Here is a 25,679-nt window from a genome sequence, read left to right as displayed (position 1 = left end):
AGTCCGCGGTCACCCAATTACAATATGGCAATTGGGTGACATCGCGGCAATGTCCCGCCTAGCAGCAAGCCGCCAAGCGGGCGTCAACAAACGCGGTTAAACCTTCTTCTTGGCTACCGCGCGGCACCGGCCGCTCCCCCACCGCTCGAAGACGATGCGTGGCGTCTAAGAGCGGTGGGGGAGCGGGCCGGTGCCGCAACCTCAACAACTCAGGGCGTCGGACCTTCGCTAAGATCCTTGGCCGCGTCGCCTTCCAGCGCGCCGGGGCGGCGGTCATAGACATGGTCGACCAGCCCGAACGCCTTGGCTTCATCGGCCTCGAGGAACGTGTCGCGGTCCATCGCCTTTTCAATGTCTTTCAACGACTTGCCGGTATATTTCACATACAGGTCGTTCATCCGCTTGCGAATGCGCAAAATTTCCTTGGCCTGAATTTCAATGTCCGACGCCATGCCGCGCGCGCCGCCCGACGGCTGATGGACCATGACGCGCGCATTGGTCAGCGCAACGCGCATCCCCGGTTCGCCCGCGGCGAGCAGAAAGCTGCCCATCGATGCGGCCTGACCGATGCATACGGTGCCGACGCGCGGGCGGATATATTGCATCGTGTCGTGGATCGCCATGCCCGCCGTGACGACGCCGCCCGGCGAGTTGATGTACATATAGATGTCTTTCTTCGGATTTTCTGATTCGAGGAACAGCAGCTGTGCGGTGATCAGCGACGCCATATTGTCCTCGACCTCGCCGGTGACAAAGATGATCCGTTCGCGCAGCAGGCGGGAGAAAATGTCAAAGCTGCGTTCGCCGCGGCTCGTCTGTTCGACGACGACTGGAACCAGGGCAGCGAGCGGGTCGATCATTGGGAATGCGTCCTTATGTTTCGGGATGCCGCGCCAGAGAATCTGGCGGGCTGGCCCCTCCATCGCCCTACATCGGCGCGCGGCGAAACGGATTCAAGAGGGGAAACGCCAAGACCCGCATCCGTGCTCGTCATCCCGGCAAACGCCGCGATCCGCGAGGAGGCTATGCGCAACAAGATGTCGACGTTTCGGCCCCTGTTGCCGACGCCGAAAAGTGGGTATGGACTGATATTGGTATTAAAATGGTATTGCAGGTTTCCTGCAACTGCATTACAGGCGGCCAACGCGATCGAGAGCCGTAATGGGAAGGGGTTTGGGCATGAGAGGGACACGTTCGAAGATACTCTATGGTGGCTGCGCGGTTCTTGCGCTGGTTGCGGCCACCACATCCGCTCGTGCGTCGGCCCAGGATGCGCCAGTCGTGGCAGAGGATGGCGATGCGATCATCGTTACCGGATCCCGGATCAAAAGCGTGGGTCTCTCTTCCACCAGCCCGATCAGTACGCTGGAGGGTGAACAGATCCAGCTGCAGCGCGCGGTCACCATCGAAGACATTTCGGTCAAGATTCCGCAACTTGCCGGCGGTGTAAATTCGACATCGGTCGGCAGCGACGCCTTTGGTGCGCAGACCCTGGATTTGCGCAATCTCGGGCAAAACCGAACGCTGGTTCTGATCAACGGGACACGGGCATTGCCGTTCAGCTTTCGCAACGCCGTCGACGTCAATTCCATCCCGGCACCGCTTCTGAAGCGCGTCGATGTCCTGACCGGCGGTGCCGCCGCGGTGTACGGCGCCGATGCGGTCGCCGGCGTGGTCAATTTCATCATCAACGACGATTTCGAAGGGCTGCAAGCAAACATCAACTACCGCGCCGTCGCCGGTGGCGGATCGCAGAAGAGCGGCCATTTGATGGGCGGCATGAAGCTGGGGGATCGGGGCAGCATCGTCGGTTATGTCGAATATACCGATCGCGACCCGCTGCTAGCCGGCAACCGCCGCTTTGCGCGAAACGGCGCAGCCACGTTGCCGATCGGCGGCAATTTTACCGATGTCGCGAGCGGGCGTACATTTTCTTATGACGCGAATGGCGTCTTCACGCTGACACCGCAATCCACGGACTATACGCCGCTGTTTCTGCTTGCGCAGCCGCTCCGCCGTTTCAACGCCGATGCGTTTTTCAAATATGAGCTGTTTGACGGTGTCGAAACCTACGGCCGGATCATGTATTCCAAGGTGGAAACGCAAGGCGGCACGCGGTCGGGGCAGAATCCACCGACAACCGGCACCGCAGGCGTCAATGTCCAGATATCCGAGACCAATCCCTTCCTCGATCCGCAAGCGCGGGCGCAACTGACGTTCGTGAACGGCTTTGCCAACGTCAATGTCCGCCGCTCGCTTGGCGAGCTGGGACCGACCTTTGCCGAGAACGAGCGGGACAATATTCAGGCCCAGATCGGTTTGCGCGGCGAGATCACGCCTGCCATCAGCTGGGATGCCTATTATCAATATGGCAGATCCAAGGAATCCATCACGGTCAAAGGGGACGGTCTGAAGGCGAGCTTCGCCGGCCTGGTGAACACCACCGATATTTTCGGCCCGGGCGGCGATTTCACCAGTGTGCTGCGGGATTTCGATTTCGGCGATCGCACGCGCACCCAGCAAGTCGCGTCGGCCTATATCGCGGGCGATACGAGCGATTTTTTCAGCGGTTGGGCGGGGCCGGTCGGCTTTACGGTCGGCTATGAATTCCGCAAGGAAACCGGGCGCTTCGCCTATGGCACCGATCTGGGGACATCGTTCAACCAGGGCGCTGAATCCGCTCCGCCGATCCCGCCGTTCGTCAAGGTCAACGAACTGTTCGGCGAGTTGGTCGTCCCGTTGCTGTCCAACGTTCCGCTGATCCAGCAGTTGAACGTCGAAGGTGCCTATCGGAAATCCTGGTATGCAAAATCAGTCGGTCCTGATCGCAGCTATGACACCAACAAGCTGGGCATCAACTGGACGGTAAGCGATGATCTGCGTTTGCGGGCAACCCGCCAAACGGTCATCCGCGATGCCAATATCGGTGAATTTGCGAACCCGGTATTTTCGATTCCCTTCGCAAATCTGCGGACGGTCCCCCGGTTGTTCCCGCGTTATGCGGGTGATCCATGCGTCGGCGCGACGAATGCCGCGACGGTGACCCAATGCACGGCGCAAGGATATCGTGCGGCCTATGACGCGAACAATCCGGCCAATCTTACCGGCGGATATTTCTTTGGCGGCAATGCGAATATCGCGGCGGAGCGCGGCAAAACCTATACCGTCGGGGGTATATTCACGCCGCGTTTCATCCCCGGCCTCAGCCTGTCGGTCGATTGGTACAAGATCAATATCCGTGATGCGGTAGGCCAGATCCAGCCGATCGATGCGATCACCAGTTGTTATGTTACAGATCCCCGCGCCGACAACCCGTTATGCGCCGCGGTCACGCGCGATCCGGTGACCGGCTTCATCAAGGACGCTTTCGTCGACGACCGAAATCTTGCCTCGATCAAGCAGGAAGGTGTCGATGTCGATTTCAAATACGATTTCGACGTCCCGTTCGGCTTGCCGGGCGACAAATGGAGCCTTGGCTATCAGGGCAGCTTCGTCACCGACTATACGATCCAGCGTAACGCGGTGCTCACGCCGGTCGATTGCAAGGCCCGCTATGGTGCGCCATGCTCGTCCGATCTCGTCACGCTGGTGGTGCCCGATTACCGTCACCGGGCCACCTTCACCTGGGACAGCGAGCCGTTGACCGTGCAATTCGGCTGGAAGCGGATCGGATCGGTCAAAGACAGCACGGCGGGCAGCGTGGGCAGGATCGCTGCGTTCGATTATTTCGATCTGAACATCGCGCTTCGTCCGCCCGTCGAAGGTCTTTCGCTCACATTCGGTATCGACAATATTTTTGCCAAGAAGCCGCCGATTGCGGTCAATCCGGGTGCATTCAATACCTTCCCCGATACCTATGACGTGCTTGGCAGGACTTTCGGCTTTTCGCTGACCATCCGCAGATAAGCTGTCGGCGGAGGAGCGAATGATCGCTTCGCTCCTCCGCCGGTCCGCCGCCGAAACCTTCATTCATCATGACATTCGCCTTGCTGGCATTTAGGCTGCCGAGAATGGGGAGATTTGGCGAATGACGCCACTGCAGTTCACGGCGCTGGATTGGGGCATATTGGCGGGTTACGTCGGCATACTTGCGGCCGCCGGTTATTTTTCCACCCAGCGCAACATGCAAAATGCGGACGATTATTTCCTTGCCAGCCATCACGCGCCGACGTGGCTGGTGGCGGTGTCGGTATTGTCGACCGTCCAGTCGGCCGCCACGTTTCTTGGCGTGCCTGACAATAGTTTTCGGGGCAACTACACCTATCTCACCAGCACGATCGGCGCTTTGCTGGCCGCCTGGTTCGTTGCCAAGGTGCTCATTCCCAAATTTTATGCGATCGGCGCCACAACCGTTTATGAACTGCTCGAACAGCGTTTCGATGTGACGGCCCGCAGGGCGGCGGGGGCCATGTATCTGGTGGGACGCATTTTCGCGAGCGGAGCCAGGCTTTATCTGGCGGCCATCGCTGTCTCGATGATCATGTTTCTCGATGTTGAGCCACAGCATATCGTGATCGCGTCATTCACGCTGCTCATATTCGGCCTCGCCTTCACCTTCATGGGCGGACTGAATTCGGTGATCTGGAGCGATCTGGTGCAGGTGGTCCTCTATGTCGGAGCGGCCATCATGGTGCTGGTCTTTCTGCTGGTGAAAATACCGGTCCCGCTACCGGAAATACTGGACAGTCTGACCCTGTCGCCATCGGGAGACAAAACGCAGATCATCGACTGGTCATTCAACTTGACGGCACCTTTCTCGATACTTGCCGCTGTGACCGGGCTCGTGCTGCTGAATATCGGCAATTCTGGCCTCGACCAGGACACCACGCAGCGCCTGCTCGCGTGCGACAACGCCAAACATGGCAGCCGCGCGCTTTATGCGTCGGTGTGGGCGTCCATTCCGGTCATCCTGTTGTTTCTGGTAATCGGCTCGCTGCTGCACATATTTTACGAACGACCCGACCTGATGGGCTCCGATGGGAAAGCGGTGGTGCAGACATTTCAGGGCGAGAAGATCACGGTCTTCATGCATTTCATACTCAGCGAGATCCCGCCGGGGCTCCGGGGCCTCGTGACGGTGGGCGTCATTGCGGCGGCGGCGATAAATTCGGGCTTGATCTCGATGGCGGCCGTGCTGATCAACGACTTCTACCGGCCGTGGAAAGAACGGCGCGGCGCGGCCAGTGAAAAGCACTTCATTCTGGCGGGGCGCGTGACCACCGTGTTACTGGGGCTGGCGCTCTTCGCGATGTCGATCCTGTGCTACTATTGGCAACGTTACAGCAGTCTGCCGCTGTTGGAATTCGTGCTGGGGGTCATGGCTTTTGCTTATTCGGGATTGCTCGGGGTCTATTTCACGGCTCTGTTCACAAAGCGCGGATCGTCGGCTTCCGTTATCGCGGCGCTGATCGCAGGCTTCCTTACCATCGTCGCCTTTCAGGGATATGTCGTCGATATGCTGGGCCTGCCCGCCGCAATGAAAACGATCGCATTTCCGTGGCAGCTGTGCGTGGGGACGGCCGTCGCAACGGTCGTGTGCCTGATGGGCTCTCAATCGAAATCCGTTACGCCGAGTATTGCAAATGCCTAATACCGAAAGCCTCAATCCGCGATTTGCCGACATCGACAGCTGGCCGACCATAGAAGCCGTTGAAGCTATGCTCGAGGGCCAGATGTCTGCCATCGCTTCGTTAAAGAGCCAGACCCAGCATATTGCCGCCGCCGCAGAGGCTGCCGCGGCGCGGCTGCGCAAGAGCGGTCGGCTTGTCTATGTCGGCGCCGGAACGTCGGGACGGGTTGCGGTTCAGGACGGCGTCGAGCTGGGGCCGACCTTCGGATGGCCAGCCGGGCGCTTGGCCTATTTGATGGCAGGCGGCATCGACGCGCTGGTCCACAGTGCCGAGGGCGCGGAAGACGACGCGGACGATGCCATGTCAAGGATCAGCAAATCCGGCGTGAACGCGGACGATGTCGTCATTGGTGTTGCGGCCAGCGGTCGCACGCCGTTTACCATTGCGGCGTTGAGCGCAGCGAAGGAAGCCGGCGCGCTGACGATTGCCATCGCCAATAACGCCGGAACCGAACTGCTTCACGCGGCAGACCATGGTTTATTGGCCGCAACGGGCAGTGAAGCCATCGCCGGATCGACGCGGATGAAGGCAGGAACCGCGCAAAAGGCCATCCTCAATCTTCTCTCCACTGCGATCATGCTGCGGCTTGGCCGCGTGTATCGCGGGCTGATGGTGGATATGGTCATTTCCAATGACAAGCTGCTCAACCGGGCATTTGGGATCGTCAGGGCTTTGAGCGATTGCAGCGAGGCTGTGGCGATCGAGGCCGTGCATCTTGCCGGAAATGACATCAAGACGGCCGTGCTGATCGCCCTCGGGAAAGACCCAGCCGAAGCGGCAGCATTGCTGCGCGAACATGGCGGCATATTGCGCGATGCGGTCGAGACCATCAACGGAAACGCACCGTGAAATTTGTTCCGGCCCATAGCAGCGAGCACAGCAATTCGCCGATCTATATCAAGCTCGCCCATCGCTTGCGGCAGCAGATCGAGGATGGCGCGATCAGCGCAGGCGAGGCGCTTCCCTCCGAACGTGATCTTTGCAAGATCATGGGCGCATCGCGGGTTACCGTGCGCAAGGCGACCGAACTGCTGATCGAAGAAGGTTTGTTGTCGAGGCGTCAGGGGTCGGGAACCTATGTGACGCCGCGCATTCAGGCTCCAGGCTCGTTTCTCAGCAGTTTCAGCGAAGACGCCGAAGCCCGCGGCGAAGCGACGGACACGATCTGGATCATGAAAGTGGTCGGCTCGCCGACCGAAGAGGAAACGCGAATTCTGGAGTTGCCGAACGGTGTCGAAGTGGCGCGACTGAGCCGCGTTCGGATGGCGAACGGCGAGCCGTTGGCCATCGAGAATGCGGTTGTTCCGGCGGACATGTTGCCCGACATTACGCATTTGGGCAGTTCGCTTTACCAGGCGCTCGACCAGCGCGGCAACCGGCCGGTGACCGGCCAGCAGAAAATCCGCGCGGCGCTGGCGGGTTCAACCGAAGCCAGCCTGTTGTCCATCCCGGAGAATAGCGAAATCCTGCGGATCGAACGGCTTACCCGCCGGGCTGACGGACGGCCGGTAGAACTCACCCGTTCGGCTTATCGCGGCGAACGGTATGAATTTGTGAGCGAACTGCGCGGGCCATTTGTGGTCTTGTGAGGACCTTTGCCACCGATCGCGACCCATCGCTCGACAGCTTTCGGGGCGTCGACGTGTTGTTGATGATCTTGGTGAACATACAAGGGGATGGCGCGGCCGCATTTGCGATGCTCCGGCACGCCGAATGGAACGGTCTGACATTTGCCGACTTGGTATTTCCGATATTTCTGTTGATCGTCGGGCTGTCGGCGCCGCTGGCGCTCGACAAGCCCGGCCATGCGGTTAGCTGGACGGCGATTGGGCGGCGCGCATTTCTTCTCTTCCTGATCGGCGTCCTATTGAGCTGGCTCATCAGGCCGACACTTGATCCTGAACTGATCCGGTGGACGGGCGTGCTGCAACGTATCGCAATTGTCTATCTGATCTGCGCTGCGGTCATCGCCATCAGGCGCGACGCGGTGCTGCCCCTGCTGATCGCCGGGCTGCTGCTCTTGTTTCACTCGTGGATGCTGCTGACGGTCGGAACACCGGCGGGAGGGCCGCCCGGCATGGAACCCGGCAAGGGGATCAGCGGGTGGCTCGACCAAAACCTTATCCCGGGCCGGGTGTTAAGACAAAGCTGGGATCCCGAAGGTGTGTTGTCCACGTTGACTGCGGCGGCCAATGGTTTGATCGGCGTCGCGGTCATGCGATGGATCAAGCACCATGCGGTTTCCGACGCGCGCCTCGCGCTGGCGGGTTTGGTTCTGCTGGCCGCAGGAATAGCACTGACGCCGGTATTGCCGCTGAACAAGAATCTTGGGACCGCCAGTTTTTCGCTGGTCACTTGCGGCATCGGGATTCTGTTCTGGGCATGTCTTAAATCGATATGGTCCAACATCGGCGGGAACAAGATTGCGCTATGGACCGCAACTCTCGGCCAGGCCGCACTGACGCTCTATGTCGTCCACACCTTGCTGATCGCGATCATCGTCCGCGAACTGCCCGGCGGCGCGACGATATGGCAGGCGACATACCAAGGGCTTGCGCGCGCCGGATTGTCGGCGCCGGTGACATCCCTTCTCTACGCCATCCTTGCGGCGGCTATTTCCTGCGCCATTCTTCCGTGGCTCAGGCGGCGCGGATGGGTGCTCAAGGTTTAATCCAGAAATATCTTGCCGGGGTTGAACAGGCCTGTCGGGTCCAGCGCATCCTTGATCCGCCGCATCGTCGCAACGCTGTCGGCGCCGTGCTCGCGCTGCATCGCCTGCCGTTTACCCAGCCCGATGCCATGCTCACCCGTACAGGTGCCGCCTACCGACAGCGCGTGATCGATGATGGCCTCATTGATGATGCGCGCCTTGTCCCAGCTGGCGGTATCGTCGGTCCGCAAGATGAAGAAAATGTGGAAATTGCCGTCGCCGACATGACCAAGGATCGGTGCAAAGAGCCCTGATGCGTCGATCGCGTTTTTGGCGCCGATGATAGCATCGCTCAGCTGGCTGATCGGCACGCAGACATCGGTAATCCACGCGACGGCACCGGGCACCATATTTTTGGCAGCCCACAGCGCCTGATGGCGCGCCTTCCATAAGACATTCCGATCTTCGGTCGCGGTTGCAAATCGAAGCTGGCCGCCGCCATTCGCTTCGCCCAAAAGCCGAACGAGCGACAACTGATCGGCCACCCCGGCCTCCGAACCGTGAAATTCCAGAAACAGCATCGGTTTTTCCGGGAGCCCCAAAGCGCTTTGCCGGTTGCAGGCCCGGATTGCGGCCTCGTCGAGCAACTCCATCCGGGCAATCGGCACGCCCGACTGGATGGTCGCGATGACCGTATCGACGGCCCCCTTGACACTCCCAAAGTCCCATGTTGCGGCGAGGATTTTTTCCGGTTGGCCATGCAACCGCAAGCTGGCCTCGACAATCAGACCGAGCGTCCCCTCGGAACCGGTGAACAGATGGGTGAGGTCATATCCCGAGGCAGACTTGCGCGCGCGCGTTCCCGTCGAAACCAGGCTGCCATCGGCTGTCACCACCTTCAGCCCCAGGATATTCTCGCGCATGCTGCCGTAGCGGACGGTGGTCGTCCCCGATGCACGGGTCGAGATCATGCCGCCGAACGACGCATTGGCGCCCGGATCGACGGGAAAAAACAGGCCGGTGGCCCGGACATCGTCGTTCAGCTGTTCGCGGGTCACACCGGGCTCGACGACACACAAAAGATCGGCTGCACTGACCTCCAGGATGCGGTTCATTCGGCTGAAATCGACGCAAACACTGTCGGCATGGGTTATCGCCGCATTGCCCTCCAGCGACGTTCCTGCACCATAGGCGACGATTGACCAATGGTCCTCTGCCGCTCTTTTCACCAGCAGCTGAACCTCTTCGACCGTTGCGGGCTGAACGACCAGTGAAGGCGTCTGATGGGCGTGATGACCTTCGCTCTGGGCATATTGCGCTCGCGCCGAGGGCGCCGTGATAAGGCGCGAACCGAACCGGTCGGCAAGTGAGTTTACAAGGCCGTCCATATAGTCTCCCTGAACCGGATAGCACCCTTGCGCCCGCACGTAAATTGGTATTATATAGGTATTATATGAAAGACCCGAGCCGGACCTTGATGTACCACGAAGCGTCGCAAGCCAGTGACGTAGCGGCCCTGCAATATGCCGTGAATGCGGCGCTGATTGCCGATCTTGCGCAAAGGCTGCGCCTGCTCGACCCACAGATCATTTTCACATGCGCGCGCGGAAGTTCCGATCATGCAGCGACCTACGCCAAATATCTGATCGAAACGCGGCTTCGGATTCCCGTCGTGTCGCAGGCCCCGTCGATCAGTTCCATTTATGGTGCCCCGCTGCTCCATATGAAAAATCAGCCGTTCATCCTCATATCGCAATCCGGCAAGAGCCCCGATCTGCTGTTATCGGCTGAGGCAGCGCGAAAAGCGGGGGCGCTGGTTATCGCGTTTGTGAACGATAGGGACTCGCCGCTGGCCGGCCTGGCCGAAATCGTCGTGCCCTTGCATGCGGGACTGGAGAACAGCGTTGCCGCAACCAAAAGCTATATCGCGACCCTCTGCGCATTGGCGCACCTCGTCAGTGAATGGACGCGGGCCAGTGAAACACAGGAAGCCGTAAAAATGCTTCCCCAGCTGTTGAACGCGGCCTGGGCCGATGACTGGTGTGCCGCGGCCGAGATGCTGCGGGATGCTGAGAGCATGTTCGTCCTCGGCCGTGGCCTGACGCTCGGCATCGCGCAGGAGGCGGCGCTTAAATTCAAGGAGACCAGCGGGGTTCACGCCGAAGCGTTCAGTATGGCCGAGGTCGTGCACGGACCAATGGCGCTCGTAAAGTCGGGCTTTCCGCTGCTCATATTCCCGCCGGCGGATCAGGCCGCCGCTGGATTGGAGCCCATTGTTCAACAGTTTCTTGGTCGCGATGCCCGAATAGCGGTTGCGGGTCGGCAATTTGACGGGGCTGTATCGCTCGGGCTTCCCGAGGAGGGCGATAGTGTCACCACCCCGATCGCGATGGTACAGAGCTTTTACGCGATGGTGAATGCAATATCGGTGCAGCGAGGCTATGATCCGGATCGCCCGCCGCTGCTGCAAAAGGTAACCGAGACAATATGACCGAGACGGCTTTGGTAGGCGCTCGCATATTTGCGGGCGACGCATGGCATGACGAGCACGCGCTTGTCCTGAGCAATGGCCGGATCAAAACGTTGCTGCTCGCAAAGGCCTTGCCGGACAATATGCCGGTACAGACGCTGGATGGCGGCATTCTGCTGCCCGGCTTTGTCGATACGCAGGTGAATGGCGGCGGCGGTGTCCTGTTCAACGACGCGCCAACTGTGGACGGCATAATCGCGATCGCCGAGGCGCACCGAAAATTCGGTACGACTGCGATGCTGCCGACTTTGATCAGCGACGATCTTGAGGTTGTCGCGCAGGCCATTCGTGCGGTCGATGATGCCATTCGCGCCGGCGTTCCGGGGATCGTCGGCATTCATATCGAAGGGCCGTTTCTCAATCCCGGCAAACATGGCATTCACGACGCCGGGAAATTCAGGTCCCTGGATGCCGAAACCGTCGCGCTTTTGTCGTCGCTGAAACATGGCAGAACCCTTGTCACGCTGGCGCCCGAACTCGCGCCTGAAGGCGCCATCGCCGCGCTGGTGAAGGGTGGGGTCGTCGTCGCTGCAGGGCATACACTGGCGACCTATGATGACATGCAGCGGGCGATCGGCGAGGGCCTGTCGGGCGTCACGCATTTGTTCAACGCAATGACGCAGATGGAGAGCCGGGCGCCGGGTGTTGTGGGGGCGAGCATGGACAGCGATCTGGTCTGCGGCATCATTGCCGACGGACATCATGTCCATCCGGCATCGCTCCGCGCGGCGTATCGCGCAAGGGGCAGCAGGGGGCTGATGCTCGTCACCGACGCCATGCCGACAGTGGGGTCCGATGTTACGCACTTCACGGTCGGGGGCACCGACGTGACGGCAAGCGAGGGAATGCTGCGATCGAATGACGGCACGCTCGCGGGTTCGGATCTCGATATGACCAGGGCGCTCAGAAACTGCGTCGAGTTGATGCGGGCGGACCTGGGTTCGGCTTCGCAAATGGCGAGTATGACGCCGGCGACGTTCATCGGTATCGGGAACGCATATGGCCGGATATCGGAAGGCTATCGGGCCGATCTGGTCCATCTGGACGACACGCTGAACATCCGGAACGTCTGGATCGCTGGCGAAGTGGCATGATGCCGGAACTCGGCATTATCGAGGGCTATTTCGGCCGGGCCTGGAGCTGGGACGAGCGTCGCGACGTGATCGACCGGCTGGCACCGGCTGGCTATGCCTTCTTCCATTACGCACCCAAGATCGACGGCAAATTGCGCCGTGACTGGTGCCAATTGCATGATGACGCAGAGACGCAAAATCTGCGGCAATTTGCCCGGCATTGTGCAGACCGCGACATGCGATCGGGTATCGGGCTGACGCCATATGGCGCGCATCTCGATTTTGACCGCAACACGCGGCAAGCATTGAAAGCCAAGATCGCCCATCTCGATACGATCGGTGTCAACGATCTGGTTATTCTGTTCGATGACATGCGCGGCGATTTTTCCGACTTGGCAGAGCGACAGGCCGAAATCGTCGATTGCGCCATAGGGTCCAGCAAAGCATCGCGCTTTTTCATGTGTCCGAGCTATTATTCGGACGACCCGCTGCTCGATCGCGTGTTCGGTCAGCGACCCGAATCCTATCTGGAAAAGCTAGGCAAGCTGCTGGACCCGGCGATTTCGGTCTATTGGACCGGCGAGGAAATATGCGCGCGCGAATTCAGCATCGGCCACTTGGCCAGCGTCGCCGAACGCCTCGGCCGCAAACCGTCCCTCTGGGACAATTATCCGGTCAACGACGGGCCACGGATGTCGAACCATCTGCATTTGCGGTCATTCACAGGTCGTCCAGCAGCCATGGGGCCCTATCTGGCGCATCATGCGATCAATCCGGCCTCGCAGCCGATCCTGAGCTGCATCCCGGCGCTGACCTTGCCGTCATGCTATGCCAAGGGCGACGCTTACCGCTACGCATCCGAATTTCTGGACGCGGCAACCCGCATCTGCGGCGCCGAACTCGCGCTCATGCTTCAGCGCGACCTCAACGCGCTGGAGGATCGTGGCCGGTTGGCGATCGCCGATGAGGTTATGGATTTCTGCCGGAAATATGGCGACATCGACCACCCCGCCGCCCGCGAAATTGTCGACTGGTTGACGGGCGGTTATGTCATCACCGGCGAGATGCTCCGGACCCAATAGGGCGACCTGCCAGGATCAGGGCGCCGTCGAGTGCATCGCCCAAGGCGTCCTGCAATTGCGCGACGATCCGTACGCGCAGCCACGGCTTCATTCGCTCGGCCAGCCCGCCCATCAGCACGCATCGCGGCGCTCCACGCGACAGGATGGTTTCGATAAATCGCTCGACGTGCAGTGCCGCGTCGCGGACGATCGACAGGGCGATTTCATCGCCAAGATCCGCATAGTCCATGACCAGTGGCGCAAAGCTGGCGTAATCGCCTGGCGCGGCGTCATCCATCCAGGCGATTACGCGTGGAATCGCATGGTCGAACTGCTTGGTGACCGCCTGGCTTAACGGCGATGGCCTGGTCCGTCCGTCGAGCGCCCGCAAGGCATGGCGGATGGCGCTCAGGCCAAGCGCCGCGCCGCTGCCTTCGTCGGATATCGGAAAGCCGTAGCCGCCGATGCTGAAGCTGTCTTCGCCCCGCTTGACCAGCCCGACGCTGCCGGTGCCGATAATCAAAATCGCGCCATCACCGCCCATATGGGCGCCAAAATTGGCAATCATGGCGTCGCTGGTGAATTGGACGTTGGCAAAAGGAAAGGTCAGCGCCTGAATCTTCGGCTTCATGCCCATGCGTGTAATCCCGGCGATGCCCATCCCGCAGCGGATTTTGCCTGCATCTTCGCTGCTCAACCCGGCAGCCTGGATGGCCTGCATCGATACGTCGAGCAATGTGGCGTGGAGAGCATCCAGCCCGATGCGGGTGTTGGCCGGTCCTGCATGACCCGAACCCAGAATCTTGCCGTGCTCGTCGGTCAGCCTTGCTTTGCTCGAGGTGCCCCCAGCATCGATTCCCAGAAACAAGGTCATGCTGGCATCATTTCCGCAGCGATCCAGTTTGGCCTCGTCAAAACGCCTCCCGACATGGGTTCGGCAACGCCGGTGGTGCCGGGATATGTTATCGGCAGGCCGTGGAGACAGCGATACGCCAGATAGGCAAATCCCTGCGCTTCGATCGCGTCGCCGTCCCAGCCCAGATCGTCGGTAAGCACCGTTGGAATTCCGGAATATTTCTCGATCATCTTGAGCATCGTGTCATTCTTGCGTCCTCCGCCACAGACAATCAAGCGCTGTGGTCGGACAGGAAATTGCTGGAAGCCCAAGGCGACGGCTTTGGCAGAAAATGCGGTCAAGGTGGCAGCGCCGTCGGGCGCCGACAGGTCTGCTACCGGGTTCAGGTTGAAGTCTTTACGGTCCAGCGATTTGGGCGCCGGGGCAGAAAAGAACGGATGATCCAACATGGCCTGCAACACACCTTGGTCGACCGTGCCATTGGCTGCGAATTCACCACCCGCGTCGAACGGATAGTTTGTCTTTTGACCCATCCAGTCATCGATCAACGCGTTCGCCATTCCGCAATCAAATGCAACCAGCGCGCCGTCGGTGCCGATGAAGGTGAGGTTTGCGACGCCGCCAAGATTCAGCACCGCCACGGGCTGCGAAGCATCTGAAAACAGCGCGCGGTGAAATACGGGAATAAGAGGCGCGCCCTGACCGCCGAACATGACATCGAAATGGCGCATGTTCGACATTACCGGGATGTTCAGCCGGTTCGCCAAAAACTCCGGCTTGCCGATTTGCCAGGTCCAGCCCAGATCGGCGCGATGCGCGATCGTATGGCCGTGAAGCCCGATCACTGCGACCTCATTGACTGGTACATCGGCCGTTCCAAGCAAAGTTGCCACGGCAGAAAAATGGCGCTGATCCAGCAAATTTTCGCAATCGTCGATGGTCTGGCTGGGCACAGGTTGCGGATGGGCCATGGCCAGGTCGCAGGCATCTGCAATGACGGCTTTCAGATCATCGGGGTAGGATTCAAAGTGAAACGCCACCGCTTCGACCGCATTGAGCCCGTCGGTTTTGATCAGCGCAGCGTCAACCCCGTCGCGCGAGGTTCCCGACATAAGTCCCACAACAAATCGCATTGCACACACGCCCGTCCAATATTGGTATTTAATTGGTATACAATAGCTGAAAGCATTGGTCTAGGCCAATGTCTGACCCTGATCGTGCAACGCGCCGGCATGTTCGCGCTGCGCGCCGCCGGCTCGCACCCGCCAATTTCTTCCTTGTTTTCGTGCCGCATCACCGCGACGGCAGACATAGGTTGCCGAGCATTTCGCCCATTTATGTTCGCGAACCAGTGATGCCTTGGTTGCGCTGTCGACGACGGCCTCGCTCGTCGCCGGCCGGTCGATCGTTCACGCGCGAAACTTGCGGGCCTGAAGCCCGTGTTTGGCCAGTTTGTCGTACAAGGTTTTGCGAGGAATCTTCAGATTTCGCTGAACTTCGGTAACGCTTCCGCCCGCACGTTTCATCGCATCTTCGAGAAGCGTTCGTTCGAAGTTTGCTACCAGAGAATGCAGACTTGCGCCCATCGCCCCCTGCACTGCGGGTTGGGCCAGGCGCGTAAGTCCCAGCACGAAATTCTGCGCAAATGTTCGCAATTCGCGCAGATTGCCGGGCCAGTCGTGGCTGACGAGATGGTGCCACTCGATCTCGGTGAGATCTGCTGCTGTTCGCTCGAGACTGCGTTCGAATTCTGCCACGAACATGTGGAACAGTTCCGGTATGTCGTCACGCCTCTCGACGAGGCGGGGCAATGTGACGGTTATGCCGCTGAGCCGGTCTTCCAAACCGCGGTCGCGGCTCGCAAGATCTTCGCCTTCCGGACGAAGTGTCGTGGTGGTCCCGATTATCCGGATGTCGACATTCTTGGGGCGCTCGGCGCCAAGGGCGATGAAATTCCGGTGATCCACAAGGTTGACGAGACGCGGCCGGTCGCGTGCGGTGATACTCTCTACTGCCTCGATGACCAGCGTCCCGCCAGCTGCCCGCTCGATCATTCCCGATCTCGACAGCGCGACCGACGGATCGCGGCCATAGACCAGAACATTGGCTTCCTCGTTAGCGAACACGCCCGGATCGAGGATGACAAACGGACGATTCCGGCGGGGGCTGAGATCATGTACCAAGCGTGCGACATGGCTCTTGCCGATGCCCGGCGCACCGCTGATCAGCAGGTCGGCATCGGTCTGCGCCACGTCCTGCAGCATCCGTTCCGTCCGGCGCGCGACAGCCGACGACCCCATCCAGCCCGCGCGTGTGCTGCCTTCGAGTTGCGAACGCAATCGGCGATTTTCCAGCAACAGCCTGCGCCGGTCGGCGGCCTGGCGCACCGACCGGGCGAGCCGCTCGATCGAATAGGGTTTGGTGAAGAAGTCGGCCGCGCCGTCCTTCATGGAATTGACGGCCATCGACACGTCGCCGTGTGCGGTGGTGAAGATCACCGGGATATCCGGGTCGATTTGGCGAATCCGGGCAAAGAACTCGATCCCGTCCAGAACGGGCAGGCGAACGTCGCTGACCACCACGCCATCAAAGTCGGCATTGACCTCGCGCAAGGCGGCCGTCGCGGCCGGAAACGCCGCCACGGCAAATCCTTCCATCTGCAATGCCTGGACCGTACCCGCCCGCAGACTTTCGTCATCCTCGACGAAGATAACCGATATGCTGTCTTCGATCATTTTGTTCGGGGAATGATCATGGTGAAACGCGTCCGCCTGTCGTCGGGTTCGAAAACGAGATCGCCGCCCAGATCGCGCATGATGTCGCGCGAAATGACCAAACCGAGCCCGAGCCCGTCCGGCTTCGTGGTGGCAAAGGGCTGAAATAGTTGGGCGACCACGTCGGCGCCGATACCGGGTCCGCTATCGCATACGCGCACGCGGATATCGTTTTCGTTGCGGACAACCTCGATCGCAACCGCGCCAGCCTCGCCGACGGCGTCCAGTGCGTTTTGGAGCAGATTGACCAGCACCTGTTCCAGACGCACGTGCTCAGCGGCGACTGCTATATCGAGATCATCCGCCGAGGGCATCTGCAGCGCCACGCCCATCGACACGATGCGATCGCGGAGCAGAAGACTTGCCCCATCTACGATCTCGCCGATCCTAACCAGACGCCGGGGGCCAGGCTGGCGGCGACTGAAGCGCCGCAGCTCCCCCGTAATCAGGCCGAGCCGGTCCGCCAGCCCCACAATCTCGCGAAAGTTTGCCGACGCGTCTTGTGCGCGTCCGCGCGCAATGAGCTTTTCGCCGTTCTCGGCAAACACCCGCATGGCCGCAACGGGTTGCCCGATCTCGTGGCCCACGCCCGCCGAGATCTGACCCAGCGTTGCAAGGCGGTTTGCCTGAGACAGTTGGTCGCGCAGGGTGCGCGTGCGCTGGGCGACCATCTCCTCCTGCAAAGCCTGTCGTCGCCGGCGCACAAAGAACAGGGCGAACGCGATCGCGATCGTGCTGGCCAGTGCAAGCGCCACGGCCAACCTGCCGCTAGCGATCGCCGCTGCTGCGCGCGGTCCCGGATCGACCAGCAGGTACAGCATCCATCCATCGGGCGAGATCGGCTGCGAGGTGTCGAACAGCGGCGCTTCGACGATCGCCGGCTCTCCTCCGCCGCGAGCCCGCATGATCGCCAGCGGCTCCAGTCTGGCCAAGCCGAAGCGTTGCTCGTCCTGCACCGCGTCGCGCGCGCGGGCGACGCCTTCTCCGGTCAGCCGGAACCGCCACGCTGCGTCGGTTGCCAACAGCACAACGCCGGTCGCATCGGTGACGTAGACGCCGTCGGTTGTCTTGCGCCAGCTTGCTTCGAGCGCGTCGAACTCGATCTTGACGGCTACCACGCCTTGCGGGCTGGCCGCCGAACCGGCCCTGTGCGCGATATACAACCCCGGCCTGCGACTGACTGTGCCAAGCGCAAACTCGGTCGAGGTTCCTGCGTTCAGGGCCTGCCGGAAATAGCGGCGGAAGGCGTAGTTCGACCCCACAAAAGTGGCAGGCTGTCTCCAGTTACTCGCCGCAAGGGTGAGGCCGTCCTTGTCCATGACATAGATGGCCGCGGCACCCGATTGGCGGGCGAGGTTCTCCAGCCGGATATCAAGCTGCCCGGTCTGGCTGGCATCGCCCTCGAGCAGCTGGCGCACTTGCAGGTCGCCTGCCAGCGTGATCGGCAGCAGGCTCACCTTGTCGAGTTCGCTTCTGAGACCGTCGGCGAGAATTGCGGCATCGTCGCGCGCGACCTCTTTTTCCTGGATGAGGGCGCGCGCGTACATCACCCGGTCGACGGAGAGAATTAGTCCGGCCAACAGAAGGATGGCCACCACCGCTGGCACAATCAGGCGGCGGCGATCCCGAACCATGATGTCTGCCCAGCCAGCCATCCGGACATTGTGCGATTTTCCGCACAATTTGCAACCAAAACGTGTGGAAAACCGCACGAATCTGATTGGTCGCTTAGATTAAAGCATTGAAAATAAATAATTATTGAAATTGGCGCTCCGACGTTTCACGCCGGTCTCTCACGATTTATGGTTCCCGTAAGGCAAAACTGCCGAGGGAGAGGATCAGCGATGGGTTTGGCAGCGGCCACTGACGATATGAGCATGCCCGCTCGCAAGTTGCCATTTTACCGGCATCTCTATGTCCAGGTGTTGAGCGCGATCGCGCTCGGGGCGCTGGTGGGGCATCTGTTTCCCGCATTCGGCGCCTCGCTCAAGCCCCTCGGCGACGGCTTCATCGCGCTGGTCAAGATGATCATCGCCCCGGTGATCTTCCTGACGGTTGCGACGGGCATCGCCGGCATGAAGGACATGGCGGCGGTCGGCAGTGTCGCCGGCAAGGCGTTCGTCTATTTCCTGTTCTTCTCCACCCTCGCACTGGTCATCGGGCTGGTCGTCGCCAACGTCGTGCAGCCGGGTGCGGGCCTGAACATCGATCCCGCCTCGCTCGATACCACGGCCGTCGCGGCCTATGCAGAGACCGCCGAAAAACAGACCATTGCGGCCTTTCTGCTGGGCATGATTCCCACCACGCTGTTCAGCGCCCTGACCAGCGGATCGATCCTCCAGGTGCTGCTCGTCGCGATCCTGACCGGTGTCGCAATCGCCACGACGAGACCGCATAGCGACCTCGTGCTCGACGTGATGGGGTCCTTTAACAAGGTCATCTTCAAGCTCGTCCACATGCTGATGAAGTTTGCCCCGATCGGCGCATTCGGCGCGATCGCCTTCACCATCGGCGAATTCGGGATCGGGTCGCTGGCCAGCCTCGCCGCGCTGATTGCGACCTTCTACCTCACGTCGCTGCTGTTCGTGCTCGTCGTGCTCGGTCTCGTCGCAAGGTTGGCCGGTTTCACGATCATTGGTCTGATCAAATATCTGCGCGAGGAGCTTCTGCTCGTTCTCGGCACCTCCTCGTCCGAGGCCGCGCTGCCCAGCCTGATGGAAAAAATGGAGATTGCTGGCTGTCGCAAGACGGTGGTCGGACTGGTGGTACCGACCGGCTATTCCTTCAATCTGGATGGCACAAACATCTACATGACGCTCGCCGCACTGTTCATTGCCCAGGCCGTGGGCATTGATCTGTCCCTGGGCGAGCAATTGACCTTGGTGCTGGTCGCGATGGTCAGTTCAAAAGGTGCGGCAGGCGTCACCGGGGCGGGCTTCGTCATCCTCGCTGCAACGCTGTCGGTCGTGCCGTCGGTTCCGGTGGCCGGCATGGCCCTGATCCTGGGTATCGACCGGTTCATGAGCGAGTGCCGCGCGCTCACCAATTTTATCGGCAATGCAGTCGCCACGATCGTGGTCGCCAAGTGGGAGAACGCGCTCGATACCCAGCGCCTCGCCGCCGCGATGGCGGGCAGCCCGATGCCGCTTCCCGAAGCCGACATCGAACATCACGAACGCACCGGGCCGTATAGCGAAGGCATCGCGGCGGCGATCGGAGAGACGCCATGATTGCCCGCCGCACCCTGATCTCGGGCGCTGCCACGTTGGTCGCGGCATCGACCGTGCTGGGCAGTGCTGCGCTGAAGGCGCAGGATTTCGAGGAAATCCCGCTGTGGCCCGGCAAGCCGCCAGGCAAAGGTGACGTCAGCGGACCGGAGCTGATCGGGGATAAGGGCGCCGGCTTTGGCGCGGTGTCCAATGTCTCCAACCCGCGCCTGCGGGTCTATCGCCCCGACCATCCCAATGGCCGGGCGGTGCTGGTCATCGGTGGGGGCGGGTATTTCCGCATCCAGCTCTGGAAGGAAAGCACCCCCGCGGCGCGATGGCTGCAGCGCAACGGCTACACCGTCTTCGAGCTGATCCACCGGCTGCCGGGCGATGGGTGGGAAGCCGCCTCCCCGTTCATGGATGCGCAGCGCGCGATGAAGATCGTTCGCCATCGTGCCGACGAGTTTGGCGTCCGCCCCGACCGCATCGGCATATTGGGGTTCTCGGCTGGCGGGCATCTGGCTGGCTATACCGCGCTGAAGCCCGACCAGCCGTTCTACGCGGGGAACGACAAGTTTGAAACGGCGTCCGCGCGACCCGACTTCGCCGTGTTGTTGTTCCCCGTGGTGACGCTGCGCAAGCCCTACGACACGACCCGCACCAGGCGCGAGATCGTCGGCCGCGAGCCAAGCCTCGCCGCACAGGAACTATGGTCGCTCGATACGCATGCGTCGAAGGACGCGCCGCCGATGATCCTGTTTTCCTCTGCCGACGACCGGACGACGCCCCCCGGCCACAACGTCGCACTGTTCGAGGCGCTCAACCGGGTGGGCGCGAGTGTCGAGATGCACATCTTTTCGGCCGGAGGTCACGGGTGGGGGCTCGGCACGCCCGACCAGACCCTGAGCCAGTGGCCGACGCTGTTCACCGCTTGGCTCGATACGCAAATCACCCAGCCAATGACCCAAAATAAATGATCGGGAGGATCACCAACATGCGCATCACCGCAACCCTTGCCAGACTGGCGCTTCTGGGCGGCACCAGCCTGCTCGCGACAACCCTCGCTTCGGCTCAGGACCAAACCGCGGCCGGGCCGCAGCCCGGTGCTGCGGACGTGACCGCTTCAACCCCGGTCGCAGAACCCGAGATCGTCGTTACCGGCACGCAAATCCAGGGCGCGCAGATCAACGACGTGCTGCCCGTGACCGTGATCGACGAACAGTCGATCGAGAACAGCGGCGCATCGTCGGGCGACGAGATGTTCCGCGCCATCCCGCAGGCAGGGACAGTGGCCTTTAACGAGCAGAACGCAACGACCCAAAACAATGTGCGCGGCGATGTCGGCTCCATCAATCTGCGCGACTTGGGCACCGGCAACACGCTGTTGCTGATCAATGGCCGCCGCATGAACCTGCACCCCGGTTTCCAAACCGAACTGCTGGTGCCGGTTGTCTCTCCCGACACCAACGAGATCGCGCCGGGGAGCGTCAGGCGCATTGAAGTCCTGCGTGACGGCGCATCGGCGCTTTATGGCGCCGACGCCGTTGCGGGTGTCGTCAATACGGTCCTGAAGGGCGGCATGAAGGGCGGCTTCATCGAAGGCGACTACCGCATGTCCGACGGGACGAGTCTGTACAGCTATACGTTGACCGGCGGCTATGGGTTCGACTTCGGCGGCGGCCGCGGCAATGTGACCATATACGGCAGCTACTTCCACGAGAACGGCCTTCCCGTCACGAAGCGGGATTATGCGCGGGACGACAATCGCCTTCCCTTGGTCGAGGGGACGGATTTCGCGGGCGATGCTTCGTTCAACAACCGCAATACATTCGGCCCGTTCGGGCAGTTCGATATCCAGGCGCCTTCCAACCGCACGCCGATCGCCGACGACGACTTCTACCTCCAGCCGAGCACGTTCACCGGCTGTCGTCTCCAGTTCGGCGGCGGCATCTGTGCCCGCAACGGCGAGACGCCGGTCGCTGGCGTTCGTTACAACACGATATTCGGCAACAGCCTGATCAGCAAAAAGGATCGCTACAACGCGCTGGCGCTGCTCAGCTACGAGCTGAGCGACGATATCGAGGCCTATTTCGAGGGGAGCTATTATCGGTCGGAGAGCGTGCGGAACTTCGATGCGTCGGCCATCCTCAGTGCGGTCCCCGTCGGCATCTCCCGCAACGCCTATTACAACCCGTTCGGCCCTACCACGCGCAACGGACAGCCCAATCCGCAGCGCCTGCCGGGCACCACGATTGCGGCCGATGGCGCCGACCTGATCATGGAACGCTACCGCTTCGTCGATGTCGGCAACCGGATCATTGACGTCGAGAAGGAAAGCTATCGGCTCGTGGCGGGATTGCGCGGCAACTTCGGTGCCTGGGACTTCGACACGGGCTTCGTCTATTCGGAAGCGGATACAGTCGACCTGGAGCGCAACCGGGTTTCGCTCACGGCCATGCAGCGCCAGATCAACCTGACCACGCCCGATGCCTATAACCCGTTCAACGGCGGCTGCCTCGACGATCCCGGCCTTGGCGATTGCACGCCCAACCCGGCCGCTTCGATCGAACCGTTCCGGATCGACGTGTTCCGCAAGGGCGGCACGAGCCTGGCGCTCGCCGACTTCAAGATCAGCCGCGATGACCTGTTCACCCTTCCGGGCGGCAATGTCGGCATTGCCGCCGGCGTGGAGTGGCGGCGTGAGACCTTCTACGACGACCGCGATCCGCGGCTCGACGGGACCATCACCTTCACGGACAGCGTAACCGGCGTGTTCAACGGCAGCGACGTCGCCGGCACCAGCGAATCGCCCGATTCGGACGGCGTCCGCAACGTCTATTCGGCATTCACCGAGCTGTTCGTTCCCTTGGTCAGCCCAGAGATGGACATTCCGCTGGTCGAGGCGCTCAACGTCCAGCTTGCGGGCCGGATCGAACGCTTCGCCGACATCAGCGCAACCGCCAAGGTCCCGCGCATCGCAGCATCATGGACGACCATCCCTGGCGTCACGGTCCGCGGCGCCTGGTCGCAGGGTTTCCGCGCCCCGAACCTGGTGCAGGTGAACGACGACGGCACCACGCGGTCGAACACCCGCGACGACTTCGTGATCTGCCAGGCGCAGGTCGAAAAGGGTATCATCGCCAGCCTCGCCGCCTGCCCCGGCGCCGGCGTGATCAGCTTCCGCTCGGGCGCCCGCAACCTGCGGCCGGAAGACAGCGAAAGCATCAATCTTGGCATCGTGCTGGAGCCTGGTTTCCTGCCCGGCCTGACGGTCACGGCGGACTATTGGCGGGTCAAGCAGACCGGCCTCGTCGGCACGTTCGGCGATGACAACGCCATTGCGCTCGACCTGTTGCGCCGCCTGTCGGGGAGCACCAACCCCAACGTGATCCGCCAGGCGCCGACAGCGGACGACATTGCGCTGTTCGCCGGAACGGGTCTGGCCCCGGCGGGCAGGATCGAGCGGGTGATCGACCCCTATGTCAATCTCGACAGCCGCGTTTCGAAGGGATGGGATTTCGGGCTTGTCTATCGCGTGCCCGACTTCGGGGCCGGCGACTTCCGGATCCGGCTGAACGCCGCACGGCTCGACAGCTTCGTCCAGAGCGCGGGTTCCGACGGACAGGAAATCGTCGATGCGATCGCCGCCGGAACGCTGCCGCTCGACGTCACCGTCGGAGGCCTTGGCGAGCTTATGGAGGTCGACGGACGGCCCAAATGGCGCGCCAGCGGCTCGATCAACTGGGAAAAAGGCCCGGTCGCTGTGGGCCTGTTCGGCAGCTACGTTGGCAAATTCTACGATAGCAGCGTGGTTCGCGACGTCCTCGTCGTATCGGACGATCCCAACGCCAACTTCTTCCCCGTCGATGACGTCTTCACGATGAACGTGTCGGTCGCCTATACGATCACCAACGACACTCCGCTCGACGGCACCCGGCTACGGTTCGCGATCAACAATTTGTTCGATACCGATCCGCCGCTCGCCGACGAGACCTATGGCTACTACAGCGATCTGCACAGCCCGCGCGGTCGCCAGTTCGCTATCGAAATCAGGAAGAAGTTCTGACGCTGTGAGAATGCATCGGGTCCGGTTGTCGTTTGGGGGCGCGCTGCTTCTCCTCGGAGCATGCGCGCAGCTACCTCCGCTCGACACCGGGGTCGGGGCAGCTTTGTCGGGCTGTTCCACCCGGAGCGCGAGCATCAGATTCGATCTTGACGGGGCACCGCCCTCGCGCTGCACGATCGAGGGCGAACGCGAGTTCTCGGTGCTGGTCGCGCCCGAGCATGCCCCGCCGATCAATCCCAGCCCATGGTATGCTTTTCGCTATCAGGCGAATGGGTCCGATAATGTCATCGTTCATCTTCGCTATCTCGCGGCGAAGCACCGCTATCGTCCCAAATGGCAAAGCCAGACCCACACGAAGCTGCTGGACGCTTCGCTGCGCGATGACGGCAGAACCGCGACCCTCGTCCTGCCACCGGGTGAGGCTGTCGTCAGCGGTCAGGAACTGATCGGCACACAGGAATATGCTTCGCTGATGGCGCGGCTCGATCGCAGCGCCGCAGTCACGCGGGAAACGCTGGGCCGTTCGCACGGCGGGCGGCCCATCGACGCGCTCCGGATCGGCGAGCCTACCGCGTCGCGGCTGGTGATCCTGCTCGGGCGGCAGCATCCGCCCGAAGTCAGCGGTGCGATCGCGATGGAACATTTCCTCGAAACGCTGGTCGCGCTGGCCGACGCCGGAAAATTCGACGCGCAGGATCTGCAAGTCCTCGCCGTTCCGCTACTCAATCCCGATGGCGTCGCGCGCGGCCATTGGCGGGCCAATCTGGGCGGCGAGGATCTTAATCGCGACTGGGGAACCTTTGCCCAGCCCGAGACCCGCTCCGTCGCGCAGTGGCTCGATCGGTTGCCAGACCAGGTTCGCCCCGTCGCGATGGTCGATTTCCACTCCACCGCGCGCAACCTGTTCTACGTGCAAGGCGACGAAGCGAGCGCGGATCAGGCGCGGTTCCTGGCGCGCTGGCTGGGCGGCAAGGAACATCTGATCGCCGGCTACCCGTTTGCCATTGAGCGTCGCAACGCCAATCCGGGTTCCGGAACCGCAAAGAACTGGTTCCACGCCATGCATGCCATCCCCGCCTATACCTACGAGGTTGGCGACGAGACGGATCGTCAGGCGATCGCGCAGGCTGCCCGTGAGTTTGCAGCAAGCCTGATGGCGGCACTGTCGCTTTCCGAGTTGCCTTAAGGTCGTTTGAAAGACTGCGACGAAGTCGATAACGCCGCCTACCCCGCAATTTCCCCGACCAACCGAATGCTGCGGCCTCGCGTCCAAAGGCTGTTCGCCGACGCGCCGGCGGGTAAGTTCGATATCGCAGTGGCGGAGGCGCGCAATCGACACCGCCTCTTCATGCTGCGATGCCGTCGGCGTTCAAACGAAAAGGGGCGGGAAAGTCCCGCCCCGATCGAATTATTTTTCCGATTCGGATCAGTCGCCGCTACCCGGCTCAGGCGAAAACAGCGTCTCGAACTTGCCCTCGACACCCTTATATTCGTCGGCGTCGGCGGGACTGTCCTTCTTCACCGTGATGTTCGGCCATTCGGCGCTGAACTTGGTGTTCACTTCCAGCCATTTTTCGAGGCCGCTTTCGGTGTCGGGCAGGATCGCTTCGGCGGGGCATTCGGGCTCGCACACGCCGCAATCGATGCACTCATTGGGGTTGATGACGAGCATATTCTCGCCCTCATAGAAACAGTCGACGGGGCACACCTCGACGCAGTCCATATATTTGCACCGGACGCAGGCATCGGTGACGACATAGGTCATGGTTTCAGGCTCCCTCAGATGACGGCAATCGGGCCGTCAGGCTCTTGCTTGGCTCGCCTCTATGC

The 25,679-nt window shown here is 61.4% G+C and carries 19 protein-coding genes; 12 read left to right on the top strand and 7 right to left on the bottom strand.

Annotation, left to right across the window (positions count from 1 at the left end; all coding sequences use genetic code 11):
• Positions 1 to 209: 209 nt before the first annotated feature.
• Positions 210 to 860: an ATP-dependent Clp protease proteolytic subunit gene (locus tag J2X44_RS16550; protein WP_310086505.1), complete on the bottom strand. Its 651-nt coding sequence runs from the start codon at positions 858 to 860 to the stop codon at positions 210 to 212.
• 319 nt (positions 861 to 1,179) lie between these two features.
• Between J2X44_RS16550 and J2X44_RS16545 the strand changes: the two genes are divergently transcribed.
• The 5 genes from J2X44_RS16545 to J2X44_RS16525 all read left to right on the top strand — a co-directional run bounded on the left by J2X44_RS16545 (position 1,180) and on the right by J2X44_RS16525 (position 8,301).
• The gene (locus tag J2X44_RS16545) at positions 1,180 to 3,906 is read left to right on the top strand and encodes a TonB-dependent receptor plug domain-containing protein (protein WP_310086503.1); all 2,727 of its coding nucleotides are present in this window, start codon (positions 1,180 to 1,182) and stop codon (positions 3,904 to 3,906) included.
• Positions 3,907 to 4,027: 121 nt separating this feature from the next.
• A complete protein-coding gene (locus J2X44_RS16540; RefSeq protein WP_310086501.1) occupies positions 4,028 to 5,590 on the top strand; it encodes a sodium:solute symporter in 1,563 nt (520 codons plus the stop codon).
• Positions 5,583 to 6,479, top strand: coding sequence for an N-acetylmuramic acid 6-phosphate etherase (locus J2X44_RS16535; protein ID WP_310086499.1), 897 nt, complete (start codon positions 5,583 to 5,585; stop codon positions 6,477 to 6,479). Before J2X44_RS16540 ends, J2X44_RS16535 begins: the two co-directional genes overlap by 8 nt.
• Positions 6,476 to 7,219 (top strand): GntR family transcriptional regulator, encoded by a 744-nt coding sequence (locus J2X44_RS16530; protein WP_310086497.1) that lies wholly within the window; start codon positions 6,476 to 6,478, stop codon positions 7,217 to 7,219. Before J2X44_RS16535 ends, J2X44_RS16530 begins: the two co-directional genes overlap by 4 nt.
• On the top strand, positions 7,216 to 8,301 hold the full coding sequence (locus J2X44_RS16525; RefSeq protein WP_405053380.1) for an acyltransferase family protein: 1,086 nt from the start codon (positions 7,216 to 7,218) through the stop codon (positions 8,299 to 8,301). Before J2X44_RS16530 ends, J2X44_RS16525 begins: the two co-directional genes overlap by 4 nt.
• On the opposite strand, the gene J2X44_RS16520 is transcribed toward J2X44_RS16525, so the two are convergent.
• On the bottom strand, positions 8,298 to 9,668 hold the full coding sequence (locus J2X44_RS16520; RefSeq protein ID WP_310086493.1) for an FAD-linked oxidase C-terminal domain-containing protein: 1,371 nt from the start codon (positions 9,666 to 9,668) through the stop codon (positions 8,298 to 8,300). The two genes, J2X44_RS16525 and J2X44_RS16520, sit on opposite strands and share 4 nt — an antisense overlap.
• A 65-nt stretch (positions 9,669 to 9,733) precedes the next feature.
• Between J2X44_RS16520 and J2X44_RS16515 the strand changes: the two genes are divergently transcribed.
• Genes J2X44_RS16515 through J2X44_RS16505 form a run of 3 tightly spaced genes read left to right on the top strand, consistent with a single transcriptional unit; the run spans position 9,734 to position 12,965 of the window.
• Entirely contained in the window at positions 9,734 to 10,771 is a 1,038-nt protein-coding gene (locus J2X44_RS16515; RefSeq protein WP_310086491.1) for an SIS domain-containing protein, read from the top strand.
• Positions 10,768 to 11,904 carry an N-acetylglucosamine-6-phosphate deacetylase gene (nagA, locus tag J2X44_RS16510; RefSeq protein ID WP_310086489.1) on the top strand — a complete coding sequence of 379 codons (1,137 nt, stop codon included), beginning with the start codon at positions 10,768 to 10,770 and terminating at the stop codon, positions 11,902 to 11,904. Before J2X44_RS16515 ends, nagA begins: the two co-directional genes overlap by 4 nt.
• Positions 11,901 to 12,965, top strand: a complete 1,065-nt coding sequence (locus J2X44_RS16505) for a beta-N-acetylglucosaminidase domain-containing protein (protein ID WP_310086486.1) — start codon at positions 11,901 to 11,903, stop codon at positions 12,963 to 12,965. Before nagA ends, J2X44_RS16505 begins: the two co-directional genes overlap by 4 nt.
• Here J2X44_RS16505 and J2X44_RS16500 read toward each other — a convergent pair.
• The 4 genes from J2X44_RS16500 to J2X44_RS16485 form a co-directional block, all read right to left on the bottom strand.
• Entirely contained in the window at positions 12,937 to 13,818 is an 882-nt protein-coding gene (locus tag J2X44_RS16500) for a BadF/BadG/BcrA/BcrD ATPase family protein (RefSeq protein WP_310086483.1), read from the bottom strand. The genes J2X44_RS16505 and J2X44_RS16500 overlap by 29 nt on opposite strands.
• Positions 13,815 to 14,933 carry an anhydro-N-acetylmuramic acid kinase gene (locus J2X44_RS16495; protein WP_310086480.1) on the bottom strand — a complete coding sequence of 373 codons (1,119 nt, stop codon included), beginning with the start codon at positions 14,931 to 14,933 and terminating at the stop codon, positions 13,815 to 13,817. The genes J2X44_RS16500 and J2X44_RS16495 overlap by 4 nt, the downstream gene beginning before the upstream one ends.
• 276 nt (positions 14,934 to 15,209) lie before the next feature.
• Positions 15,210 to 16,535, bottom strand: a complete 1,326-nt coding sequence (locus tag J2X44_RS16490; protein WP_310086479.1) for a response regulator — start codon at positions 16,533 to 16,535, stop codon at positions 15,210 to 15,212.
• Entirely contained in the window at positions 16,532 to 18,229 is a 1,698-nt protein-coding gene (locus J2X44_RS16485; protein WP_310086475.1) for an ATP-binding protein, read from the bottom strand. The genes J2X44_RS16490 and J2X44_RS16485 overlap by 4 nt, the downstream gene beginning before the upstream one ends.
• Before the next feature lie 216 nt (positions 18,230 to 18,445).
• On the opposite strand from J2X44_RS16485, the gene J2X44_RS16480 reads away from it, so the two are divergent.
• The 4 genes from J2X44_RS16480 to J2X44_RS16465 all read left to right on the top strand — a co-directional run bounded on the left by J2X44_RS16480 (position 18,446) and on the right by J2X44_RS16465 (position 25,035).
• The gene (locus tag J2X44_RS16480) at positions 18,446 to 19,804 is read left to right on the top strand and encodes a dicarboxylate/amino acid:cation symporter (RefSeq protein ID WP_310086472.1); all 1,359 of its coding nucleotides are present in this window, start codon (positions 18,446 to 18,448) and stop codon (positions 19,802 to 19,804) included.
• Complete coding sequence (locus tag J2X44_RS16475; protein ID WP_310086469.1) at positions 19,801 to 20,760, top strand: alpha/beta hydrolase; 960 nt, start codon at positions 19,801 to 19,803, stop codon at positions 20,758 to 20,760. Before J2X44_RS16480 ends, J2X44_RS16475 begins: the two co-directional genes overlap by 4 nt.
• Before the next feature lie 17 nt (positions 20,761 to 20,777).
• The gene (locus J2X44_RS16470; RefSeq protein WP_310086466.1) at positions 20,778 to 23,849 is read left to right on the top strand and encodes a TonB-dependent receptor domain-containing protein; all 3,072 of its coding nucleotides are present in this window, start codon (positions 20,778 to 20,780) and stop codon (positions 23,847 to 23,849) included.
• A 199-nt stretch (positions 23,850 to 24,048) separates the two neighbouring features.
• Positions 24,049 to 25,035: a M14 family metallopeptidase gene (locus J2X44_RS16465; RefSeq protein WP_310086463.1), complete on the top strand. Its 987-nt coding sequence runs from the start codon at positions 24,049 to 24,051 to the stop codon at positions 25,033 to 25,035.
• Positions 25,036 to 25,275: 240 nt separating this feature from the next.
• Here J2X44_RS16465 and fdxA read toward each other — a convergent pair whose 3' ends face one another.
• Positions 25,276 to 25,614, bottom strand: coding sequence for a ferredoxin FdxA (gene fdxA / locus J2X44_RS16460; RefSeq protein ID WP_310086460.1), 339 nt, complete (start codon positions 25,612 to 25,614; stop codon positions 25,276 to 25,278).
• Between the last annotated feature and the right edge of the window lie 65 nt (positions 25,615 to 25,679).

The organism is Sphingopyxis sp. BE259 (assembly GCF_031457495.1).
Lineage (GTDB): Bacteria > Pseudomonadota > Alphaproteobacteria > Sphingomonadales > Sphingomonadaceae > Sphingopyxis.
This window is presented reverse-complemented; position numbering and strand designations above follow the sequence as displayed.